Source organism: Enterocloster aldenensis (assembly GCF_003434055.1).
In the GTDB taxonomy this organism is placed as follows: Bacteria; Bacillota; Clostridia; order Lachnospirales; family Lachnospiraceae; genus Enterocloster; species Enterocloster aldenensis.
Map to the genome: position 1 here is coordinate 199,856 of NZ_QVEX01000006.1, position 20,570 is coordinate 220,425.

Below are 20,570 nucleotides of genomic sequence, written 5' to 3' on the forward strand. Positions count from 1 at the left end.
GTCCTTTTACTTTGCATCAAACCAGGACCTGCCCACCTCGGCTTCCACCTCCAGTGAAACCTTTAAATCAGCCGCATGCTTCATCTTATCCACCAGGATTTCCTTTACCGCCCCAATCTCGTCCTCAGCCGTCTCAATCAGCAGTTCATCGTGGATTTGGAGCACAATCCTGGACTTCAGGTTCCTGGCCCGCAGTTCACGGTCCACTGCTATCATGGCAATCTTCATGATGTCGGCCGCAGAACCCTGGATAGGCGAATTCATGGCCACCCGCTCCCCGAACTGGCGCTGCATGAAGTTGGCGGACTTAAGTTCCGGAATCGGCCTTCTCCTGCCGTAAAGGGTGGTCACATACCCCTGCTCCTTGCCCTGGCGCACCAAATCATCCAGGAATATCTTAACACCTGGATAAGTCTCAAAATATTTATTGATATATTCCACTGCCTCTTTTCTGGAAATGCTCAGATCCTCGCTGAGCCCGAATGCACTGATTCCATAAACAATACCGAAATTCACTGCCTTGGCATTGCGGCGCTGGAGAGGCGTTACCTCTGCAAGGGGCACATGGAATACCTCAGAGGCAGTGATGGCATGGATATCCTGGGCGGAACGGTACGCCTCAATCAGGCGTTCATCTCCTGACATGTGGGCCAGGATACGCAGTTCAATCTGTGAATAGTCCGCATCCACAAACACGCATCCCTCTTTTGGCACGAAAACCTTGCGGATTTCCCGTCCCAGTTCCATACGGACAGGGATATTTTGAAGGTTCGGTTCCGTACTGCTGATCCTTCCCGTGGCAGTGATGGTCTGGTTGAACCTGCCATGGATCCTGCCATCCTCGCCGATGTAGGCGGCCAGGCCCTCGGCATAGGTGGAGTTCAGCTTTGTCAGCTGGCGGTAATCCAGTATTTTCTGGACCACCGGATAATCAGGGGCCAGCTTATCAAGCACATCCGCTGCCGTGGAATAACCGGTCTTTGTTTTCTTCCCGCCAGGCATCTTCATGTCCTCAAACAGGATTTCCCCCAGCTGTTTCGGGGAGTTGATATTGAATTCCTTTCCCGTGTCGCGGTAAATCTCCTGTTCCAGGTCCACGATGCGCACCTTCAGACGGTTGCCGTATTCCTCAAGTTCGGCCCGTTCTACCTTCACGCCTTCTTTTTCCATGTGGTAAAGGCTGTAAATCAGGGGCATTTCTATTTCCCTGTATAAATCATACATACCGGTGTCTTTAAGCTGCCCTGCCAGAGGGACCGCCGCCTTCCATACCGTATAAGCCATGTAGCAGACACAGGTCACTGCCTTGGCATCTTCCATCCAAAGGGCATCCCCCAGGTCGGCCTTGGCCAGCAGATCAGCCCTGGACGGCACGGTCAGCCCCAGGTAATCCCTTGCCAGGTCATCATAGGCATACGTGTCCTTAAGAGGGTTCAGGAGATATCCTGCGACTCCGCCGTCATATACCGGCGCAGTGTCCTCTGTGTCCAGATAAGGAAGCATCTCCTTAAGGTTCAGCACCCATACCTCCTGTCTGGCGCCCGGTGCCCTGGAACACAGGGCTTTTGTCTCCCGAATCAGGAATTCACCGGGCAGCTTTTCTCCTGCCGCCATACAGTAGATGTCCTCTTCTCCCAGACACAGGGCCAGACCGGTAACCGGACTCAGGCCGGATTTCGCCTTTTTGCCGGCCTTTACCTCGCCATTCTCATCAAAGCTGAAGGATAATTGTTCTGCCGTGTCCTCCCTTGCCGCATTGACGCCTGCCTGGGTTCCTATGATGAGCTGAAGTCCTGTCACATCACTTGCGGCCGCCTTCGCAAACACCTCTGCAGCGGATTTCTCATCCCGGATAAGGGTAAAATGGTCTTCCAGGCTGGATGCGGACGTATCTCCCATGGATGTGGCATCAAAGCGGGAAAGGATGGATTTAAATTCCAGCCGCTTCATGTACTGGTATGCCTCCGGCGTGTAAAAATTGTCAATCCTGGTGTCCTCATAGTTAAATTCCACTGGGCAGTCCGTGCAGATGGCAGCCAGTTCCTTGCTCATCTGTGCCATGTCATAATGTTCCCCAAGGGCTTTCTGTGCCCGGGGAGGCTTGATTTCTTCCAGATGGGCATAGGCATTCTCAATGCTCCCGTAGGCAGCAATCAGACTGGTGGCTGTTTTTTCACCAATGGACGGGACGCCCGGTATATTATCGGAGGAATCTCCCATCAAAGCCTTTACATCAATAAATTCAGCGGGAGTCACCTGATATTCCCTCTTTACATCCTCTGGATAATAATCCTTGACCTCGGTTCCTCCCCTGCTGGTTTTTGGGATGCGTATTTTAATGTGTTCATCTGAAAGCTGAAGCAGGTCCCTGTCCCCTGACACAACCGCTACATCAATGCCCTGGGACTGGCTTTTCTTTGCAACCGTGCCCAGTATATCGTCCGCTTCGTATCCGGGAAGGGTTAAAATAGGTATACCCATGGCTGTAAGGACTTCCTTCATCAGGTCTACCTGCTGATGAAGCTCCTCCGGCATGGGTTTCCTTGTTCCTTTATAAGCGTCATACATTTTATGACGGAATGTCGGTTCCTTAAGGTCAAAGGCAACCGCCAGATGGTCTGCCTTTTCCTCCTCCAGGATTTTGAACATGATATTTAAAAAACCGTACACTGCGTTGGTATGAAGACCCTCCGAATTGGTCAGGTCCGGTACCCCGTAGAATGCCCGGTTGAGAATACTGTGTCCGTCAATTAAAACTAGTTTATCCATCCTTGATAATCCTTTCTCTATAATCCTAAAAAACCGCTTTGCCCCCACATCCTGAACTGGAGTACCAGTATCATGAAAAGCGCCCAGAAACACAGGGTATTCACCGCATATCTGGCTGTCTGCAAAATCATGAGGGTATGGACACGCTGCCTGGACAGTTCCAGGGCGGTCTCCAGGGCGCCCTTAATATTGTAGGTCCCCGTCCCCTCATCCAGCTGCCTGATACCCACATCCACTGTAAAGTAAATCTCCAGTTCTTCCCGGCATTCTTCACACTGGTCAATATGTTTGAGAAATTCTTCCAACTCATCATCCGTAATACTTCCATTTATATAAGGCATTACCAGACGTTCCGCTTCCCTGCAGGTCACATTCCCACCTCCTGTCTTTCCTGTTCATCAAATCTCCTTACATCATACAATAAATCATCTGCTTTTTCAACAAAACATATACACCGCGCCTGGATGAAATTATGCTAACAATAAATCCCGGACTCCAGGACGTATCCGCATCTGTCAAACGATATGCCTGTCTGTAAAAGAAAAAGTCCCAAAAGTGACGCAAATACGCCAATTTTGGGACTTTTCCCTGCCAAGGGTGTAGTGCCGGCAGTGGGACTTGAACCCACACGATGTCGCCATCAACGGATTTTGAGTCCGCCTCGTCTGCCATTCCGACATGCCGGCTTATCTTAGCAACGTTGATTATTTTATCACAGGATAGGGACTTTGGCAAGTATTTTTTGCATATAATGTATAACATAAAAACGTCCTTTTGGAGTCCGCATGCAGACCATATCCCCAAACACATTGAGCAGCATTCTATATTATAAGGATATACCGGTTTTCAGATATTCCATCCGCTATCCAGTCTTTACCTCTGACTGCAGCCGGGCAGCGGCAGCACGAATCAATGCACATTACGCGGACCTTGCCGCAGGAAAGGAGGATTATTGCCGTACCGTACTCTATCCCCAGGCCGTGGAGGCTGCCCGCTATATCCAGGACAATCATCCGCCCTTTGAGATGTATGGGTTCACGTCAGATTATGAGGTAACATTTAATTCCGGGTGTATTACCAGTTTATACACGGATGAATCTGCCTATATGGGCGGGGCTCACGGTTCAGTCACCCGTTCCTCCGATACATGGGATTTTGCATCCGGAAAACGGCTGCAGCTTGGGGATTTCTATCCCGGCCAGCCATTCTTTTCCCAATGGATCATACAACAGATTGAAAACCAGGCCGCCCTGGTAATCAAGTCTTCAGGCTCCCCCTACTATGAGGACTATCCCGCGCTTCTTTACAGCGCCTTCCGCGCAGACAGCTTCTTCCTGACACAGGATGGGGTTGTCATCTATTACCAGCAATACGATATTGCCCCCTATGGGGCCGGTATCCCGGAATTCCTCATCCCATTCAGCCAGGACAGTCCCCTATTTATAAAACCTCCGGCTGCCGGAAACAGTCAATAACAATAACAGTGGTACCTGGTCCTTATATATACCCCGCTGCCCTGTCTGCCTCCTGACTGCCATACCACGTTGCCGGGCAGGACGCTTCCATGTTCCAGCAGGTACCGGGCATTGGCCCAGTTCTGCGGTGTTGGTTCCCTGTAATAGTTCCCATCCCAGGTGCATGCATACTGCCCGCGCTGGAACACCACCCCGCTTACCGAATCAGGAAACGACGGGTGGTCGACCCGGTTAAGGACAACAGAACCCACGTAGAGCTGCTCCTCATCCGGATAAGACTGGGCCTCCCCACAGATTACATGGGCTAAAATGTATAAATCATCCTGCGTATAGGAGGATGACCTGGCGCCTGCCTGGGCCTGGGCTGTCTCCATGATGCTCCTGCTCATGGAAAATGTCCCCTCGCCCAGCTGCTGAAAGGAAGCGCTGCCCGCGCTGCCTTCATCCATCCTTCCGGTCTTCAGCACATCCACCACACGATGGATATCTTCCGTTACTGCAATGGCCTGTATTGACAGCTCTGTTCCCGCCTCTGTCTGACCCTCCATCTGTTCCTCTGCATATACCGCACAGGGATTTGTTAAAGAAAGGATAAAGGCTGCCATACCGGATATCAATATTTTTTTCATGTAAGCTCCTTATATTTCGTACGCAGATTTCCATTTTCTGCTTTTCTTTGTATTTTAACCCAAAATACAGAAGTCTAAACATGACTGTATATGGTTTGTACATGGCTGTACATGACCGTATATGGACCTATATCCGTATATGACAGAGCCTGGATGGACCATAGATAAAAAAGAGACAGAACCACGAACGGTCCTGTCCCTCTCGTTGAATCCTGTCATTCTATGTTGAAATGGATCCTGTCCTATTTTAATCCAAGAATCTTGTCTGCATCCGGTTTGATTTTGTTCCAGGCAGCAGTCAGCGCCTCCCTTAACCTGTCCTCGCCTGCAAATTCCATCTGTTTTTTCAGAATATACAGATCCCGCTCTTCCGGCGCCATCTGATAATATTCATCATCATCGCAATATGTATCACTGAGGAAATTATATTTGTTCACCAGCAGCTTCTTATATGCTATCTCTGCAATGCTCCACCGCTTGGTATGTTCCCCGCTCAGCACATCAAAATCCACAAAAATAATGATATCCAAATTGTTAGTCCGGTATTTTAAGGCTTCTATTCTCATAATCCCTCCGCTGTATTCCTCTTTGCGACCCTTTTATTATAACAAAGTTAAACCCATAAAACCACATGATTTTATTTCTGTGAAGAAAAGTGGTGAAATTTTTGTAGATTTGTGGTAGAATGGGAACATACATTCGGCGGGAGGGGTCATAATGGAACTACAGCCAGTCTGGTTCATCATTCCACTTATACTATTAGGCGGTATCATCTATTCGGTTGTCCGCGGCTACATAAAGGGCTGCGTGCTGGCCTGTATTTCCATACTCACATCCCTGTGTAACCTTCTTTATTATATAGCCGGTTTCTTCCTGCAGTGCCCCGGGGATTATCTGCCTTATCCGGCCGTTATTCCGTTTTTAGGCTTTTCTTTTATTGTCTGGCTGCTGATTGGCGGTATCTGCGCATCCAGACAGTGGCCGCTGCGGCCTTCTGTGTCCATATGCCTGCTTGTCAACGTATTTCTGATACTGACCTGGAACCTCCTGGTTTATACGTCCTATTTCCTGTGATGCCTGTCCCATATCCCTGCATACAGCAGGCCTGCGGCAATGACAGCAATTACAATGATTCCCTTCAGTTCTTCCATGGTATCTCCCTATTGATAGCGTGTACGGATTTCCCCCACATTATATCATATTCATACAGCACAGTCACTTACATATTGATGTATTAGCATTGCCTTTCTTTCTCCCAGTACATTAACCAGCTCCGTCAATGTCAGCAGACCCTCAACGTATATCCATGCAAGCCTGGCTGCCTCTCCCCCTACTTCTGCCACTAATTCCAGTTGCGTCATGTTTCCCCCTCTTTCAACATGTTTTTCCCAGCCAATACAAATGCCGGCCTAATATTATATTCAATGACATGGGGAAAGATTCCATAAAAAGGTGGAAATAGTAAAATTAAAATGGCCAGTCGGGGAACTGGCCATTTTAGGAGAAGGTATTTCGTTTCTTATGGGGTGTAGCAAAAACTATATAATGTATTGGGGGGGTTACGTCTATTATAATAGCACACGCTTTAAAAAAAGTGTGCACAAACTTTAGGGATGATGAAAAATAAATTTATGCACTTTGCAGGAAAGACGCTGATGCAAAAGCCTGCGGGCTTATCCGCGGTTCACAATTCCCTCATAGAATTGAAATACAAACTGATTGGGGGACAACCCGGATACCTGTCCATCCCCTGTTTCTATGATTGTCCAAGAACCATCCTCCAGCTCTGCAAAGTCAACCGTATAAAAATGGCTGTTCAGTCCGGTGAACTGACGGACCAGGGACATGGGCACCCTGGGCCGTGACGCATCCTGATTGGAGTTGGCTGTCACAGACAGCACATGTCCATTCAGTATAAATGCCCTGTATTCATTGGTCCTGCCCTGTACCTTTGCAAGATCCGCATATTCTTTTATCACAATCCCACCGTCAAAAAGATTTCCTCTCAGTTCCTTAAAACGCTCCAGATATCCATTCAGCTGCCGGTCCGTATAACCGGCATCAAAATACACCGGAAAGTCAGACCCTTTTACCGACTTGACGTAGTCCTTTATCAGGAAACGTCCATACTGTCTCCTTATCTCCTGCCAGTCTACCGGCTCATCCTGCTTGAAAACAGTCATCCGAGGCGTACTTCCCTTTATATGCGGGTAAACATTGGGAAATTCATGACAGAGCCTGTACTCTTCGGGTGAATTAATCAGCCGGATGCCCTGTTCCAGCAGGGCGTCATAAAGACAGCCGTACTGATCCGGTTTAAGCATCCATCCCCGGTAAATGCAGGGGCCGGGTTCCAGGTCCCCAGGATAAAACTTAAGCCTGTCTTTTGCCATAAACCCGTCATAATTGTAAAAGCCAGCCATTAAATCAGGGAAGCGCACAGCTTCCCTATATTCATATTCATAATCCGGGTCCGGCTTCCTTATATTAAAATAATCAGCCGGATACAAAATAAGTGTCTTCATCGCTCTTCCTCACATGTAATCACTTGGATTATCATTTTACCATGTCAGGACAGGTTATACAATATGACACTTAAAAGTGAAAGGAATATCCGCACGGACACTCTATGTCACCCTTATTATAAATCTCACCCCGGATTCTTCTGATATGCGCCCGGCTCCCGCACACCGGACACACGAAATCAGCTTCGCCAAATCCGTCCGTGGGCTGCAGCGCCACCAGTGAGGCACGGATAAAATGATACAAATTGTCAAAGCTGATATCCTCGCCAGCCTCAGGACATCCGGCAGTCCTGCCCGTGTAGTCTCCCATCTGTCTTCCTCCATGATAATCTCTTATCTGCCACGATACTATATATTATGCAAAAAGCGGCTCCAGGCGCAGCTTATTGGAAAAATCAAAGAGCGGGACAGGCCTGTCCCCCTCTTTCTCTGCGCCCATGGCTTTGTACCAGATATCCAGCGCCCTCTGAACCGTTATCTCCATATCATGGTAATAATAAAGGCTTGCACCAGTATGGGTCACCACGTCCTCGATGAGCAGTCTGGCATCCTGATTTTCAAACATGACTTCATTGAGATTGTCCTTTGTAATCTTCATCGGGTACCTCCTTACTCTAATCCTTATCCACAGCTTCTTTCAATGATATATAAATCACATATATTAAAATAGTATATATGATATATGCTCCTGCCATCACGTCTATAAAATGCCTGATAGGAACATATGTTCTTCATGTATACATAATAGCACGAACATACGTTCGAGTCAAGCCCCATCTGCTATTATTACATGATTTTCCATATCCTCTCTTGCTTTTAGGGTTGCCATATAATATAATGTGGAAGATATCCTAATTTAAGATTTCCTATTATGCAGAAGCATGGAAAGGTTATGGATCATGTTAGCAGGCTACTTTAAGAAAATTGGCATGCGCCGTTTTACGGTCATGGCAATCGGTAATTTATTTCTCGGGATGGGAATCAGCATATTCAAATTATCCGGTCTGGGTAATGATCCGTTCAGCGGCATGGTCATGGCGCTGTCTGACAGGACAGGCATCACATACGCCCTTTTCCTTGTGATGGTAAATGCAGTACTGTTCCTGTATGAAATCACCGCAGGCAGGAAACTGATCGGTGCCGGCACGCTGATCAATGCTTTCCTGTTAGGGTACATAGTAACCTTCTTTTACGATATATGGCTTACCTTCATCGGCACGCCGGAACAGATGCCCCAGCGTGTCATCACGGTTTTAACCGGGGTCATCATAACCAGCTTTGGCGTTTCCCTGTACCAATACCCAAACGTAGGCGTGGCTCCCTATGACAGCATTTCCCTGATATGGTGCAGGAAGAAACCTCATGTGCCGTATTTCTGGTACAGGATCAGTACGGATACCTTCTGCGCCCTCGTATGCTGGCTGTCCGGAGGAATCATCGGCCTGGGCACCCTCCTGGCAGCATTCGGCCTGGGTCCCATTGTCCAGTTTTTTAATGTACATGTATCTTCCAGGCTTTTAGATACCGGCTCCGTACTTCAATAATTTGTAAGTTTTTCTTCAAACTACGTCCATGAATATCAGGTATAATGAATTTAGTCCAGGTCCAGCCCTGGGATACAAAGGAGGAATCATGATGGATACAAACAAAAAAATATTAATCGGCGCCATCAGTGCTGCCGTGGTTATCGGAGGGGTCGCCATTGGCCTGATTTTAAGCCAGACACCGGAGAAGGCAGACCTTACAACCATACACACGGAGGCGGCCACCGAGCCCCCCAGTGAAACCCTGCCGCCCGCCACCACGGAGGCAGAGACGGCACCCACTTCCGCGCACACGGATGCTGCTTCCAGCGTGACAGCGGATATAGGGACCTACACAGCCGGCAAGGTTTCGGTCCAGTACCCCATCCTGACCATGGATGATGCCCAGAATCAGGATAAAATCAACGCACTGTTAAAATCCAACGCCCTTTCCGTCATCAAAGCCAATGATATCGACGAGGCCAAGGACACCCTTTCCATCAAATGCAAGATCGTATCCGCTGACCGCAAGCGTGTTACTGCCACCTATACAGGCAGCCTTTCAAAGGACGGCGGCGCTTATCCGGTCAGCCTGTTCTATACCAACACGGTAAACCTTCTGCAGGCCCAGGACCTTGGGTTTGACGATTTTACAGACGCCTATACCATGGCAGGATATGTGTTAAGCGACGATGTGAAATTCAACGGTATTTCCTCTGATGTGGAAGCCGCGGTACTGGAATACAGAAGTTCCCTGGATATCGACACACTGACAAGGATATTTGACGGCGCGGACTTCCCCCTGGCATCTGAAACCCAGTGGCCTGAGTCCTTTAGTTATGAGAAACAGGGAACCATCTATTTCTCCATGCCGGTCCCCCATGCCCTGGGAGATTACGTCATAGTTGCATTTGACCCGTCAACCAAATAGCCATGGCAAAACATTCTGGTTGATATCATAAGATATTTGATATATAATTATCATTAATTCTAATAGATAAAGGAGCAGCTACAACTATGGATAACGTAATGATTTTTGACCACCCGTTGATTCAGCACAAGATTTCCATACTGCGCAACAAAGCTACAGGAACCAACGAGTTCCGCGCCCTCATTGAGGAGATTGCCATGCTCATGGGTTATGAGGCCCTGCGTGACCTTCCCGTGGAGGATGTGGAGGTTGAAACCCCCATTGAGACGTGTATGACGCCTATGATTTCCGGACGTAAGCTGGCCGTGGTACCCATCCTCCGTGCAGGACTTGGCATGGTTAACGGCATCCTTGCACTGGTTCCCAGCGCCAAGGTAGGCCACATCGGACTGTACCGCGACGAGGTAACGCATGAGCCTCACGAATATTACTGTAAGCTTCCAAACCCCATTGAGGAGCGCACCATCATTGTGACAGACCCCATGCTGGCAACCGGCGGTTCCGGCGTGGCTGCAGTGGATTTCATCAAGGAACACGGCGGCAAAAAGATTAAATTCATGGCAATCATCGCTGCCCCTGAAGGACTTGAACGTCTTCACAAGGCCCATCCTGATATTCAGGTTTATGTGGGTCACCTGGACCGCTGTCTCAATGAGAATGCTTATATCTGTCCGGGACTGGGCGATGCCGGGGATAGGATATTTGGAACAAAGTAAATTTAAGAAATGACATAAATGATACGGATGCTGAAAGGCAGAGGGATGTAACATGGGTTACACGTCCTCTGCCTTTCTTGATTTACCGGAATACCCTGGTAATATGGATTGTCAGATACAGGATTTCCTCCCGCGTAATGACTGTCTTAGTGGATGTTTCCACATATCCGCTGATTTTCATGGCTGCCTCCAATTCATTGGGGTACTGGCGGCTAATCTGTTCATAGAGAAAGGAGTCCTTTTCCTCCAGCATACGTCCTTCTAAAAGCCTCTGGACAAAAAACTGCAGATGGGTCACAAACCGTGAGAAATACAGGCTTTCCGTATCCAGCTCCTTTTTCATGTGGAACTGGACCACGGTCAGGATGTCCTTTACCATTTTTACCGATGACATGGTGCGTTCCATGGTCATGCCCTCTGTCTGGGCATTGACAAGATGGAAGGCAATGTTGCCGGCTTCTTCTTCCGGCAGTCTGAGCCCCAGACGCTGGTTCAGATAATCCACGGCATCTTTTCCAGCCCTGTATTCCCTGGGATAGAATTTCTTCACTTCCCAGAGAAGGCGGTTCTGGAGCACGATGCCTTTCTGAGAGCGTTCCATGGCATAGATAAGGTGGTCAAGAAGGGTAAAGAACGCCTGGCTGTCCAGGGCACAGGAAAGGCTGCTGCCCGCAGCGTCCACTGCCTCCTGTATGACCTCCAGGGTTTCCTGGGGAATCCCTTCTATCATCCGGCTGTAATCCTTAAGGATTCCTCCCTGGCCGGATACAAAACGGCGCTCCACGTCCTTTTCTTCCAAACAGCCTCCAACCTGGGTCTTGAAACGCAGGCCCCGTCCCATGATGATTTCTTCCTGGCCTTTTGCATTTTTAACCAATATGAAATTATTATTCAGTATTTTCAGTACCTTCACAATCCCTCCCCCTTTGCAGATATGATTGTAACGGATATTTTTATTCCACACAAGCCCCGTTTGCAGCAATCACGTCCCTGTACCAGTAAAAACTGTCTTTTTTATATCGTTTCATTTCCCTTAAATCAAACTCATCCCTGTCAACATATATAAAGCCATACCGCTTCCCATAGCCCTGGTGGGTGCTTACCAGATCAATGGCAGACCATGGACAGTATCCCATGACCTCCACACCGTCTGTCACCGCCAATCTCAGCTGGTTTATGTGGGCGGCCAGATACTCAATGCGGTAAGAATCATGTACAGATTCATCCTCCTCCAGAATATCTGGCGCACCGATTCCGTTTTCTGTTATGAGCACCGGCAGATGATAGCGCTCATAAACTTTCCGCAGTGTCAGACGCAGCCCCTCAGGATCCACGACCCAGCCGTATTTTGTTTTTCCCACATAGGGGTTTTCCTCCGGGCGATACACGCCCGGCTCCCCCAGCATGATCTGCTGGTCCCCTGCCCTTGGAGCCACATCGGAGCCATCTCCCCTGCTGGCTCCCACGGTAGCAGTGGAATAATAGTTCATGGCAATGAAATCCGGTTTGGCGCCAGCCAGGATTTCCAGGTCCCCGTCCATGAGGGAAGGCGCAATGCCCCTGTCCTCCAGGTACCGGAATGCCAGACTATTGTATCTCCCGAACACGGCCGCGTCCAGGAAATTCCAACACCGGATGGATTCCCAGTTATGGGCCGCAATGGAGTCCCTGGGGCTGCATGTGGCAGGGTACATGGCCGTTATATTTAAAGCCGGACCGATTTTGGCGTCAGGACACATCTGATGCAGCAGCTTCATGGCCTGAGCCTGGGCCAGAAGCATGTGGTGATTCTGGAGATACAGCGTTTTTTGATTAGGAAGGCCCTTTCCTTTAGGAACCCCGATGGCACCCGGATGGAGAATCATGGTGTTCTGCTCATTGATGGTAAGCCAGTATTTTACCTGGGAACCAAAGTGGGTATACAGTACCTTCGCGTATTTGACAAATGCCTCAATGGTATCCCGACTGCTCCAGCCGCCCTTTTCCTCCAGCACATAAGGCAGATCAAAGTGGTACATGGTAATCACAGGCTCTATCCCGTACTTTCTGCACGCCTCAATCACTTGGTTATAAAAGGCAATGCCTTTCTGGTTCACCGTCCCTGTGCCTTCCGGCAGTATCCTGGTCCATGCCACGGAAAAACGGTATGCCTTAAGCCCCATCTCCCCCATAAGCGCAATGTCCTCCTCCCAGCGGTGGTAGTGGTCGCTGGCCACTCTAAAATCCGCTGTGCCAGAGGGATGTTCACACATATCAATGATGGATGGTGATTTCCCATCCTCGTTCCATGCACCCTCCACCTGATAAGCAGAGGTGGAGGCACCCCACAAAAAATCCTCTGGAAATGCTTTTATACTTTGATAAATCATCTAATCTCCTGCTTCCTTTCCTGCATCTATATTTATTGGCATGACATTTCTCAGCAAAGCTTCATCAGTTCCATCCCTGCCTCCACATCCCTGGGCTGTGTGGTAAGCACCTCAGACAGGCCTCCATTGTTCACCACCAGCACGGGCGTAACCAGATCGTATCCCAAATCCAGGATCGCCTGCCGTTCAATCTCCACCAGGGGAGTCCCAGGCTCCACCAGGTCATCCACACCTGCAAGGGCGGTAAAATGCTTTCCCTGGAGATTCACTGTATCAATACCGATATGGATCAGCACTTCCACACCGTTTTCACATGTGATGCCAATGGCGTGCTTTGTCTCAAAAAAAGCGGTTATACGTCCTTTTACCGGTGATACGATTGTATTTCCTGTTGGTATGACCGCCATCCCCTTTCCAAGGACACCGCTGGAGAATACGGCGTCCCTGACTTCTGAAAGGGGAACCGCATGGCCGCTTACAGGGGATTGGATGGAAAACGTCTGCTGACCGGCTCCTGTTTTTTCAGATGAACGTTCCTCAGCACCGCGTTTCACTTCCTCATATGTCCTCCCCTTATGTTTCACTTCCTTACATTTTCCTTCAGGCTCCTCAAATCCCATCACCCATGCTGCTGCAAAGGCTGCCGCAAAAGCAATGACGCAGGTAATGACTGCATGGACAATATTCATGGGATTCTCTCCAATGAAGGCGGGAAGCGCTGCCAGTCCAGGGGATACGAAAGCATACCGCACCAGTCCGGACAGACCTGCATAGATTCCAGCAATGCCTCCGCCAATCATGGATGCAATCAAGGGACGTTTCAGCTTCAACGTAACACCGTACAGGGATGGCTCCGTAATACCCAGGACCGCGGTGATGCCCGTGGAGGTTGCCAGCTGTTTCAATTCCTGGTTCTTTGTCTTTAAGGCAACTGCCAGGGTTGCCCCACCCTGGGCCACATTGGAGGCCAGCATGCCCGGTCCGTTAATCATCTCAGAACCTGTCTTGGTTAGCTGCATGGTGGCAATGGGTGTCATGGCCCAGGCCGTGCCGGATACCACCAGCACGGGCTGCAGCGCACCCATAAGTGCGGGAATCAGCCAGCTGGCCTTTCCGTTAATGAACTCAGCTCCGGCCGCAATGACATCATTCAGGAATACACCGATGGGTCCTACGGCCAGGAACGCAATCGGCGCTGTCACAAATAATGTGATTAACGGTTTGGTGAAAAACTTTATCATAGAAGGGGAAACCTTTTCCGCGAACCGCTCCACATGGGACATGATCCAAACCGTCAAGATGATGGGAAGCACGCTGTAGGAGTAGTCCGAAAGAATGACCGGTATACCGAAAAACGTAATCGGCGCCCCGGCTGACAGCATGCCGCTCCAGGTGGGATGCAGCAGGGTACAGGCCAGCGTCATGGCCAGGATGGGGCTGCACTCAAACTTAATTGCAGCGCCGTAAGCCAGAAGCACAGGCATAAAGTAAAATGCGCCGTCTGAAATCATATTCAGCATCTGGTAGGTGCTTCCGTCCGTGTTCACCAGGTTCAGGAGGGTGAGCACTGCCAGGACCGCCTTAATCATACCTCCGCCCACCAGTGCAGGTATCACTGGTGTGAAGGTAGTGGATATGATGCTGATAATCCTGGTGAGCCATTTTTCTTTTTCTCCGGATCCGCCTTTATGGGAACCGTCCGGATTGGAACGTCCCTGCCCTTCCCCGGTTATTTCCCTGATGGCCCTGAATGCGGTCTGGACCTCATTTCCGATGACTACCTGAAACTGTCCTCCCTTGTCAACAACGCTGATGACCCCGGGTATTTCCTCCACCCGGTCCCGGTCCACCTTTCCTTTGTCCCTGAACTCAAATCTAAGCCTGGTTGCGCAATGGGTCAGCATTGCCACATTATCTTTTCCGCCAACAGCTTCCAGGACCTCCAGCCCTGTTTTCCTGTAATCCATACCAATCTCTCCTCTCGTGGTACTCCAATTAATCCATAGAAAGTGCACAAAAAAAGACCAAACATAACAGACACGATATGTGTCCATATGATTTGGTCTTGCCTGCATTACCAGTAACAGCCTCATTCACTGTTATTCAATTCATTGTCTTAAGACGTAAATAAGTTTAACAGACTGTCTTTGACATTGCAATATTAATTTCTGCCAAAATACACGGGGCATATTCGGTTAATATGCACAATTATTTAACAACCTTCAATCCGCCTTTTCCCGGCTCAGCAGCGGGTTCAGCTGCTTCCTCTGTTTCCCTTACTTCTTTGATTACGATGTTCTCCTGATTTTTGTAGATGGAATCAGCGGGCACGCAGCCCCTTACGCTGGACAGCGGGTATACATTGGAATTCCTTCCGATGATGGTTCCCGGATTCAGCACGCTGTTGCAGCCAACCTCTACATGGTCGCCCAGGATTGCTCCGAATTTCTTAAAACCAGTGGTCACATCCCCGTCCTCGGCATGGACCTTAACTAAGGACTTGTCAGACTTGACGTTGGAGGTAACTGCCCCAGCTCCCATATGCGCCTTATAGCCCATGATGGTGTCCCCGATATAGTTGAAATGCGGCACCTGTGCGCCGTCAAAGATGATGGAGTTCTTAATCTCACAGGAATTGCCGATAACAGCGCCCTCGCCGATGATGACGCGGCCCCTTAAAAATGCACTCTGGCGTACCTCTGCCTTGGCGCAGATAATCATGGGCCCGCCCATGGCAATGGTGGGGGCAATTTTGGCCGACCTGTGGATCCAGATGTTCTTGCCTACCTTCTTATACTCGGTCTCCGGCAGGATTGGCCCTATTTCCTCGATGAATGCCCCGATATTGGGAAGCACTTCCCACGGATATACCTGTCCGTCAAACAGCTTCTCTGCAATTGTATGGCTTGTGTCCAAAAGTTCTTTGATTGTCATCTGTTCCAGTTTCATAAATTAGTTCTCCTTTTTATTAGATTCCTGTCTTTTATAGTGTGCGGCAGCCGAATCAAAAAACCTGCGCATATCGTACTGGTTATTCATCCGGATTACATTCACTGTCCTGCCTGCCACAAAACGCTCCAGTTTCTCCATGTATTCATCGGAAGTAATGGAGCCCTCTGACACATAGGTAAGTCCCTTTTCCCAGCTGGCTGTCAGATCCGGGTTCAGAAGCTGATGGATGGAATTCTCCACCACGTCAAATACCATCTCGCCTAACAGGGCCGGGGTAATGACCTGGGTTTTCTTGTTAAGGCTCAGATACTTGATGTTGAACAGCTTTTTCAGTATCTCTGCCCTGGTTGCACTGGTCCCGATACCGCTTCCCTTAATCTGGGCCCGCAGCTCCTCATCCTCTATGAGCTGGCCCGCATTCTCCATGGCCAGGATGATGGAACCGGAGGTATACCGTTTGGGCGGGGATGTCTCCCCTTCTTTTATATTTAAATCCACAAGAGTAAGTATATCATTTTTTTTCAGATCTGCAAGCATTTGCAGCAATACTGTCCTGTCAACTTTTGGAGACTGTGCCTCTGCCTCCCCGCTGTTTTCCTGGTTCCGGGCATCGTCCCCTGCCTTGGCGGCCTGGTCGGCGCCCTCCTCAAAGGTTTCCTCCACGCCATTCTTCCTGGCCAGGTTCACATCCGCCACCTTCAGGTATCCGGGTTCGGCCAGCACCTTAAAGCTGGCAAAGAAATGTTCCTTCATCCGCTCCAGCTCCAGGCTGTATTTCTGGTAGATGGCCGCCGGATAAAAGATGCTTAGGAACCTCCTGCATATGACCTGGTACACTTTTTCCGAAAGGGGCGGCAGGTTTTTTGCCGACCCGGCCCCCTGTCCCGTGGGCACGATGGCGTAGTGGTCCGTAATCTGTTTGTCATTCACATACCTGGTTTTGGCGATTCCCTTAAAGGAACCGCTGTCCAGGATTTCCTGGGCAAACTCCGCCATGGGGCCATAATTCTTAAGTCCGCCGATATTCTTATATATCTCCTTGGATACAGCGGTGGACAGCACCCTGGCATCGGTCCTGGGATAGGTGACCATCTTCTTCTCGTAAAGCTCCTGGACTACCTTAAGGGTTTCATCCGGGCTGATTTTAAACATTTTGGAACAGTCGTTCTGCAGTTCAGCCAGGTTGTAGAGAAGGGGAGGATTCTTTGTCTCCTTCTTCTTTTCCTTGGTAACCACCACTGCTTCCATGGGCGGCTCTTCCCTTAACATGGCAATCAGTTCTTCCGCGTGTTCCCTGTCCTTAAAACCGTTTTCCTTATACAGATGGGGGGTGCCGAAATACCTGGAGCCTTCCGCTGCCTTCCATTCCGCGTCAAAGGGGACAGGAGCCCCATCCTTTCCCGGCGATTCAAAGTTTCCGATAACCCTGTAAAAAGGTGTCTTTATGAAATTGCGGATTTCCCGCTCCCTGCGCACCACCATGCCTAACACGCAGGTCATGACACGGCCCACGGAAAGGACCGTGAACCTGGTTCCCAGGTAATTGGAAAGGGCCGGCCCGTATTTGAGCGTAAGGGCCCTGGAAAAGTTGATTCCCATCAGGTAATCTTCCTTTGCCCTTAAGTAGGCTGAGGCTGACAGGTTATCGTATTCGGATTCATCCTTTGCCTCCCTGATTCCCCTTAATATCTCTTCCTCTGTCTGGGAATCAATCCACACACGCTTCTGTTTCTTATCCTTCACATCTGCCAGCTGGGCAACCAGCCGGTATATATATTCCCCCTCCCGCCCCGAGTCCGTACATACATAGATTGTATCCACATCCGGACGGTTTAAGAGACCTTTGACAATTTCAAACTGCTTTGCAACATTTCCAATGACCTCGTACTTGAATTCCTTGGGAAGGAACGGCAGGGTCTGAAAGCTCCAGCGCTTGTATTTCATGTCATAGGCTTCCGGATAACTCATGGTCACCAGATGGCCCACACACCATGTGACAACCGCTGTATCCGATTCAATATACCCATCCTGGCGCCTGCCCTTAATCTTAAGGGCTTCTGCGAACTGCTGGGCCACGCTGGGTTTTTCCGCTATGTATAATGACTTTGACATCCAATCCCTCTTTTGCTTTCTCTGCTATACGCGGCGCATAAATGGGCAGGATTTCCAGTGCCCGCCGCAGCGCGTATTCGTATAGTATACCATTAAATCCGGTCCGTGGCAATGATGGGAAATATTAATTCATACTTTGGTTACATATTTGTAATAAATGAAGGGGCGCTGGATCATCCGTCAGCGCCCCTTCCATTGTCTTATACAGTCAGGAATTTATAAATCGTGGTGGTTTTATATTCCTGTCCCGCCTTTAAGATGGGGGACGGGAAGTCTGGCTTATGCACGGCGTCCGGATAGTACTGTGTCTCAAAACAGAACGCATGGCGGTAATCATAATGGGCGCCGCCCTTTCCCGGCAGCTCATCCGTCAGGAAATTGGCAGTGTAGAACTGGATGCCCGGAAGGTCCGTATAACACTCCATCACGCGTCCGCTGGCAGGGTCCATGGCCTTTGCAGCCAGGGCCAGTTCACCTTTAGGATGGTCCAGCACCCAGTTGTGGTCATAACCTTTGCCGAACACCAGGGCCTCAAAATCCTGGTCAATATCCCGGCCAATGGGTTTCATTTCCGTAAAATCCATTGGGGTGCCGGCTACCGGGGCAATCTCCCCCGTGGGAATGGATACCTGGTCCGCGGGCGTATAATGGCCGGCATTCAGCCATACCTGCTGGTCCAGCACATTCCCGCTGTCATGGCCCGCCAAATTAAAATAGCTGTGGTTGGTAAAGTTGGCCACGGTGTCTGCGTCACACACCATGTGATAATCCAGTACAAGGCTGTCCTCATCCGTCAGGGTATAACTCACCGTAATCTTTGCGTTGCCTGGATATCCCTGGTCCCCGTCCGGGCTTTCCAGATAAAAGTCCAGCCTGCTGCCTTTATCTGTCTCAGAAGCACTGCACTCCCATACCCTGTCATGATACAGGTCAGGGCCGCTGTGAAGGTTGTTGGGGCCGTCGTTGGCAGCAAGGGGATAATCCTTACCGCCGATGGTAAGGACCGCGCCTTTGATGCGGTTGGCGTTGCGCCCTACCGGCGCGCCGAAATGGGGCGGGTTCTTCCGGTAGCTGTCCAGATCATCATATCCCAGTACCACATCCCCCGGTATGCCGTCCTTGTCAGGCACCACCATGGAAACCCACACGCCCCCAAGGGTAATGAAGGAAGCAGATACCTTGTTCTTATTAATCAGGGTATACCTGTAAACCTCGGTGCCGTCCGGCATTGTCCCGAATGATTCCTTTGCGATTGCCATATGTTCCTCCTTGTCCCGGTATATTATTTTGCCTGTATATAACCCTTTGCAGTCAGCAGTTCCGCACAGAGGACAGCGCCTCCGGCCGCCCCGCGGACCGTGTTATGGGACAGGCCCACGAACTTGTAATCATAGACCTTGTCTTCCCTTAAACGGCCAATGGAAATACCCATTCCATTCTCAAAATCCACATCCGCCGTTACCTGGGGGCGGTTATCTTCCTCCAGATATTGGATGAACTGCTTTGGCGCGCTGGGAAGCGCAAGTTCCTGGGGAAGCCCCTTAAAGGCCACCAGCTTCTCAATCAGCTGCTCCTTTGTCACTTTCTTCCTGAACTTGACAAATGCGGCTGCCGTATGTCCGTTCAGCACAGGCACGCGGATGCACTGGCAGGTGATGACAGGGCTTTCAGCCTTTACAATCACGCCATCCTCCACCCTGCCCCACAGACGCAGCGGTTCCTGTTCGCTCTTCTCTTCCTCACCGCCAATGTAGGGAATGATATTGCCCTCCATCTCAGGCCATTCCTTAAAGGTCTTGCCCGCGCCGGAGATTGCCTGATATGTAGTTGCAACCACTTCATATGGCTCAAATTCCTTCCAGGCGGTCAGGGCCGGGGCATAACTCTGGATGGAGCAGTTGGGCTTAACAGCAATGAAACCGCGGTCCGTGCCCAGGCGTTTTCTCTGGAAGGGGATGACATCAAAGTGCTCCGGGTTAATCTCCGGCACTACCATAGGAACATCCGGGGTCCAGCGGTGGGCGCTGTTATTGGAGACAACCGGGGTTTCGGTCTTTGCATAAGCCTCCTCAATGGCCTTGATTTCATCTTTGGTCATATCAACCGCGCTGAACACAAAATCCACGCCTGCCGCAACCTTCTCCACCTCGTTTACATTCATCACAACCAGCTGCTTCACAGCCTCCGGCATGGGGGTGGCCATCTTCCAGCGGTCTCCCACCGCCTCCTCATAGGTCCTGCCTGCGGAACGCGGGCTGGCAGCCACTGTCACCACCTCATACCATGGATGGTTTTCCAGCAGGGAAATGAACCTCTGTCCAACCATGCCCGTTGCTCCTAATACGCCGACTCTTAATTTCTTTTCCATAGTCCCTTCATTCTCCTCATTGTCCATTTTTCATCCGCCAGTGGAGGAACCCTTCCTTAATTTGTGGGGGAATTATTCCTGTATCGGGGAATCTTTCCCTATCCTATACCAAATCCAGTAAAAATGCAACAGGAAATTCGCCTTTTGCGCACATTTGTTTTTGTATTGCGGACAAACATGGCTTTTTGTCTGTCACATTCC

Annotated in this window: 20 protein-coding genes and 1 tRNA gene; 5 read left to right on the forward strand and 16 right to left on the reverse strand. The window is 49.9% G+C overall.

Features of this window, described 5'->3' with window-relative positions; genetic code table 11:
* Positions 1 to 6 precede the first annotated feature (6 nt).
* The 3 genes from polA to DWX59_RS14430 all read right to left on the reverse strand — a co-directional run bounded on the left by polA (position 7) and on the right by DWX59_RS14430 (position 3,455).
* Positions 7 to 2,769, reverse strand: coding sequence for a DNA polymerase I (gene polA / locus DWX59_RS14420; protein WP_117559913.1), 2,763 nt, complete (start codon positions 2,767 to 2,769; stop codon positions 7 to 9).
* 17 nt (positions 2,770 to 2,786) lie between these two features.
* Positions 2,787 to 3,140, reverse strand: coding sequence for an anti-sigma factor family protein (locus DWX59_RS14425; protein WP_117559914.1), 354 nt, complete (start codon positions 3,138 to 3,140; stop codon positions 2,787 to 2,789).
* Between the two features lie 232 nt (positions 3,141 to 3,372).
* Positions 3,373 to 3,455, reverse strand: a tRNA-Leu gene (locus tag DWX59_RS14430).
* Between the two features lie 99 nt (positions 3,456 to 3,554).
* Here DWX59_RS14430 and DWX59_RS14435 point away from each other — a divergent pair.
* Positions 3,555 to 4,244: a DUF3298 and DUF4163 domain-containing protein gene (locus tag DWX59_RS14435; RefSeq protein WP_117559915.1), complete on the forward strand. Its 690-nt coding sequence runs from the start codon at positions 3,555 to 3,557 to the stop codon at positions 4,242 to 4,244.
* Here the strand turns inward: DWX59_RS14435 and DWX59_RS14440 are convergent.
* Positions 4,238 to 4,873, reverse strand: a complete 636-nt coding sequence (locus DWX59_RS14440) for a cell wall hydrolase (RefSeq protein WP_117559916.1) — start codon at positions 4,871 to 4,873, stop codon at positions 4,238 to 4,240. The genes DWX59_RS14435 and DWX59_RS14440 overlap by 7 nt on opposite strands.
* A 242-nt stretch (positions 4,874 to 5,115) precedes the next feature.
* The gene (locus DWX59_RS14445; RefSeq protein WP_117559917.1) at positions 5,116 to 5,439 is read right to left on the reverse strand and encodes a hypothetical protein; all 324 of its coding nucleotides are present in this window, start codon (positions 5,437 to 5,439) and stop codon (positions 5,116 to 5,118) included.
* A gap of 151 nt (positions 5,440 to 5,590) precedes the next feature.
* Between DWX59_RS14445 and DWX59_RS14450 the strand changes: the two genes are divergently transcribed.
* Positions 5,591 to 5,947, forward strand: a complete 357-nt coding sequence (locus tag DWX59_RS14450; protein WP_117559918.1) for a hypothetical protein — start codon at positions 5,591 to 5,593, stop codon at positions 5,945 to 5,947.
* Positions 5,948 to 6,075: 128 nt separating this feature from the next.
* Here the strand turns inward: DWX59_RS14450 and DWX59_RS28725 are convergent, their stop codons facing one another.
* The 4 genes from DWX59_RS28725 to DWX59_RS14465 all read right to left on the reverse strand — a co-directional run bounded on the left by DWX59_RS28725 (position 6,076) and on the right by DWX59_RS14465 (position 7,996).
* Positions 6,076 to 6,234, reverse strand: a complete 159-nt coding sequence (locus DWX59_RS28725) for a hypothetical protein (RefSeq protein ID WP_165641489.1) — start codon at positions 6,232 to 6,234, stop codon at positions 6,076 to 6,078.
* A gap of 312 nt (positions 6,235 to 6,546) precedes the next feature.
* The gene (locus DWX59_RS14455) at positions 6,547 to 7,398 is read right to left on the reverse strand and encodes an ATP-grasp domain-containing protein (RefSeq protein ID WP_117559919.1); all 852 of its coding nucleotides are present in this window, start codon (positions 7,396 to 7,398) and stop codon (positions 6,547 to 6,549) included.
* A gap of 70 nt (positions 7,399 to 7,468) precedes the next feature.
* The gene (locus tag DWX59_RS14460) at positions 7,469 to 7,708 is read right to left on the reverse strand and encodes a hypothetical protein (RefSeq protein WP_117559920.1); all 240 of its coding nucleotides are present in this window, start codon (positions 7,706 to 7,708) and stop codon (positions 7,469 to 7,471) included.
* 45 nt (positions 7,709 to 7,753) lie between these two features.
* On the reverse strand, positions 7,754 to 7,996 hold the full coding sequence (locus tag DWX59_RS14465; RefSeq protein ID WP_117559921.1) for a hypothetical protein: 243 nt from the start codon (positions 7,994 to 7,996) through the stop codon (positions 7,754 to 7,756).
* Between the two features lie 301 nt (positions 7,997 to 8,297).
* Here DWX59_RS14465 and DWX59_RS14470 point away from each other — a divergent pair, with 301 nt between their 5' ends.
* The 3 genes from DWX59_RS14470 to upp all read left to right on the forward strand — a co-directional run bounded on the left by DWX59_RS14470 (position 8,298) and on the right by upp (position 10,568).
* Positions 8,298 to 8,942 (forward strand): YczE/YyaS/YitT family protein, encoded by a 645-nt coding sequence (locus DWX59_RS14470; protein WP_117559922.1) that lies wholly within the window; start codon positions 8,298 to 8,300, stop codon positions 8,940 to 8,942.
* Between the two features lie 91 nt (positions 8,943 to 9,033).
* Positions 9,034 to 9,852, forward strand: a complete 819-nt coding sequence (locus tag DWX59_RS14475) for a hypothetical protein (RefSeq protein ID WP_117559923.1) — start codon at positions 9,034 to 9,036, stop codon at positions 9,850 to 9,852.
* An 86-nt stretch (positions 9,853 to 9,938) separates the two neighbouring features.
* Positions 9,939 to 10,568: a uracil phosphoribosyltransferase gene (upp, locus tag DWX59_RS14480; RefSeq protein WP_117559924.1), complete on the forward strand. Its 630-nt coding sequence runs from the start codon at positions 9,939 to 9,941 to the stop codon at positions 10,566 to 10,568.
* Positions 10,569 to 10,650: 82 nt separating this feature from the next.
* On the opposite strand, the gene licT is transcribed toward upp, so the two are convergent.
* The 7 genes from licT to asd all read right to left on the reverse strand — a co-directional run bounded on the left by licT (position 10,651) and on the right by asd (position 20,369).
* Positions 10,651 to 11,481 carry a BglG family transcription antiterminator LicT gene (gene licT / locus DWX59_RS14485; protein ID WP_117559925.1) on the reverse strand — a complete coding sequence of 277 codons (831 nt, stop codon included), beginning with the start codon at positions 11,479 to 11,481 and terminating at the stop codon, positions 10,651 to 10,653.
* 40 nt (positions 11,482 to 11,521) lie between these two features.
* The gene (locus DWX59_RS14490) at positions 11,522 to 12,937 is read right to left on the reverse strand and encodes a glycoside hydrolase family 1 protein (protein WP_117559926.1); all 1,416 of its coding nucleotides are present in this window, start codon (positions 12,935 to 12,937) and stop codon (positions 11,522 to 11,524) included.
* Between the two features lie 50 nt (positions 12,938 to 12,987).
* Entirely contained in the window at positions 12,988 to 14,904 is a 1,917-nt protein-coding gene (locus DWX59_RS14495) for a beta-glucoside-specific PTS transporter subunit IIABC (protein WP_117559927.1), read from the reverse strand.
* A 241-nt stretch (positions 14,905 to 15,145) separates the two neighbouring features.
* Positions 15,146 to 15,886, reverse strand: coding sequence for an LbetaH domain-containing protein (locus DWX59_RS14500; protein WP_117559928.1), 741 nt, complete (start codon positions 15,884 to 15,886; stop codon positions 15,146 to 15,148).
* 3 nt (positions 15,887 to 15,889) lie between these two features.
* A complete protein-coding gene (locus tag DWX59_RS14505) occupies positions 15,890 to 18,001 on the reverse strand; it encodes a DNA topoisomerase (RefSeq protein ID WP_117559929.1) in 2,112 nt (703 codons plus the stop codon).
* A 200-nt stretch (positions 18,002 to 18,201) separates the two neighbouring features.
* Complete coding sequence (locus DWX59_RS14510) at positions 18,202 to 19,260, reverse strand: aldose epimerase family protein (RefSeq protein ID WP_117559930.1); 1,059 nt, start codon at positions 19,258 to 19,260, stop codon at positions 18,202 to 18,204.
* A gap of 23 nt (positions 19,261 to 19,283) precedes the next feature.
* On the reverse strand, positions 19,284 to 20,369 hold the full coding sequence (asd, locus tag DWX59_RS14515) for an aspartate-semialdehyde dehydrogenase (protein WP_117560061.1): 1,086 nt from the start codon (positions 20,367 to 20,369) through the stop codon (positions 19,284 to 19,286).
* Positions 20,370 to 20,570 lie beyond the last annotated feature (201 nt).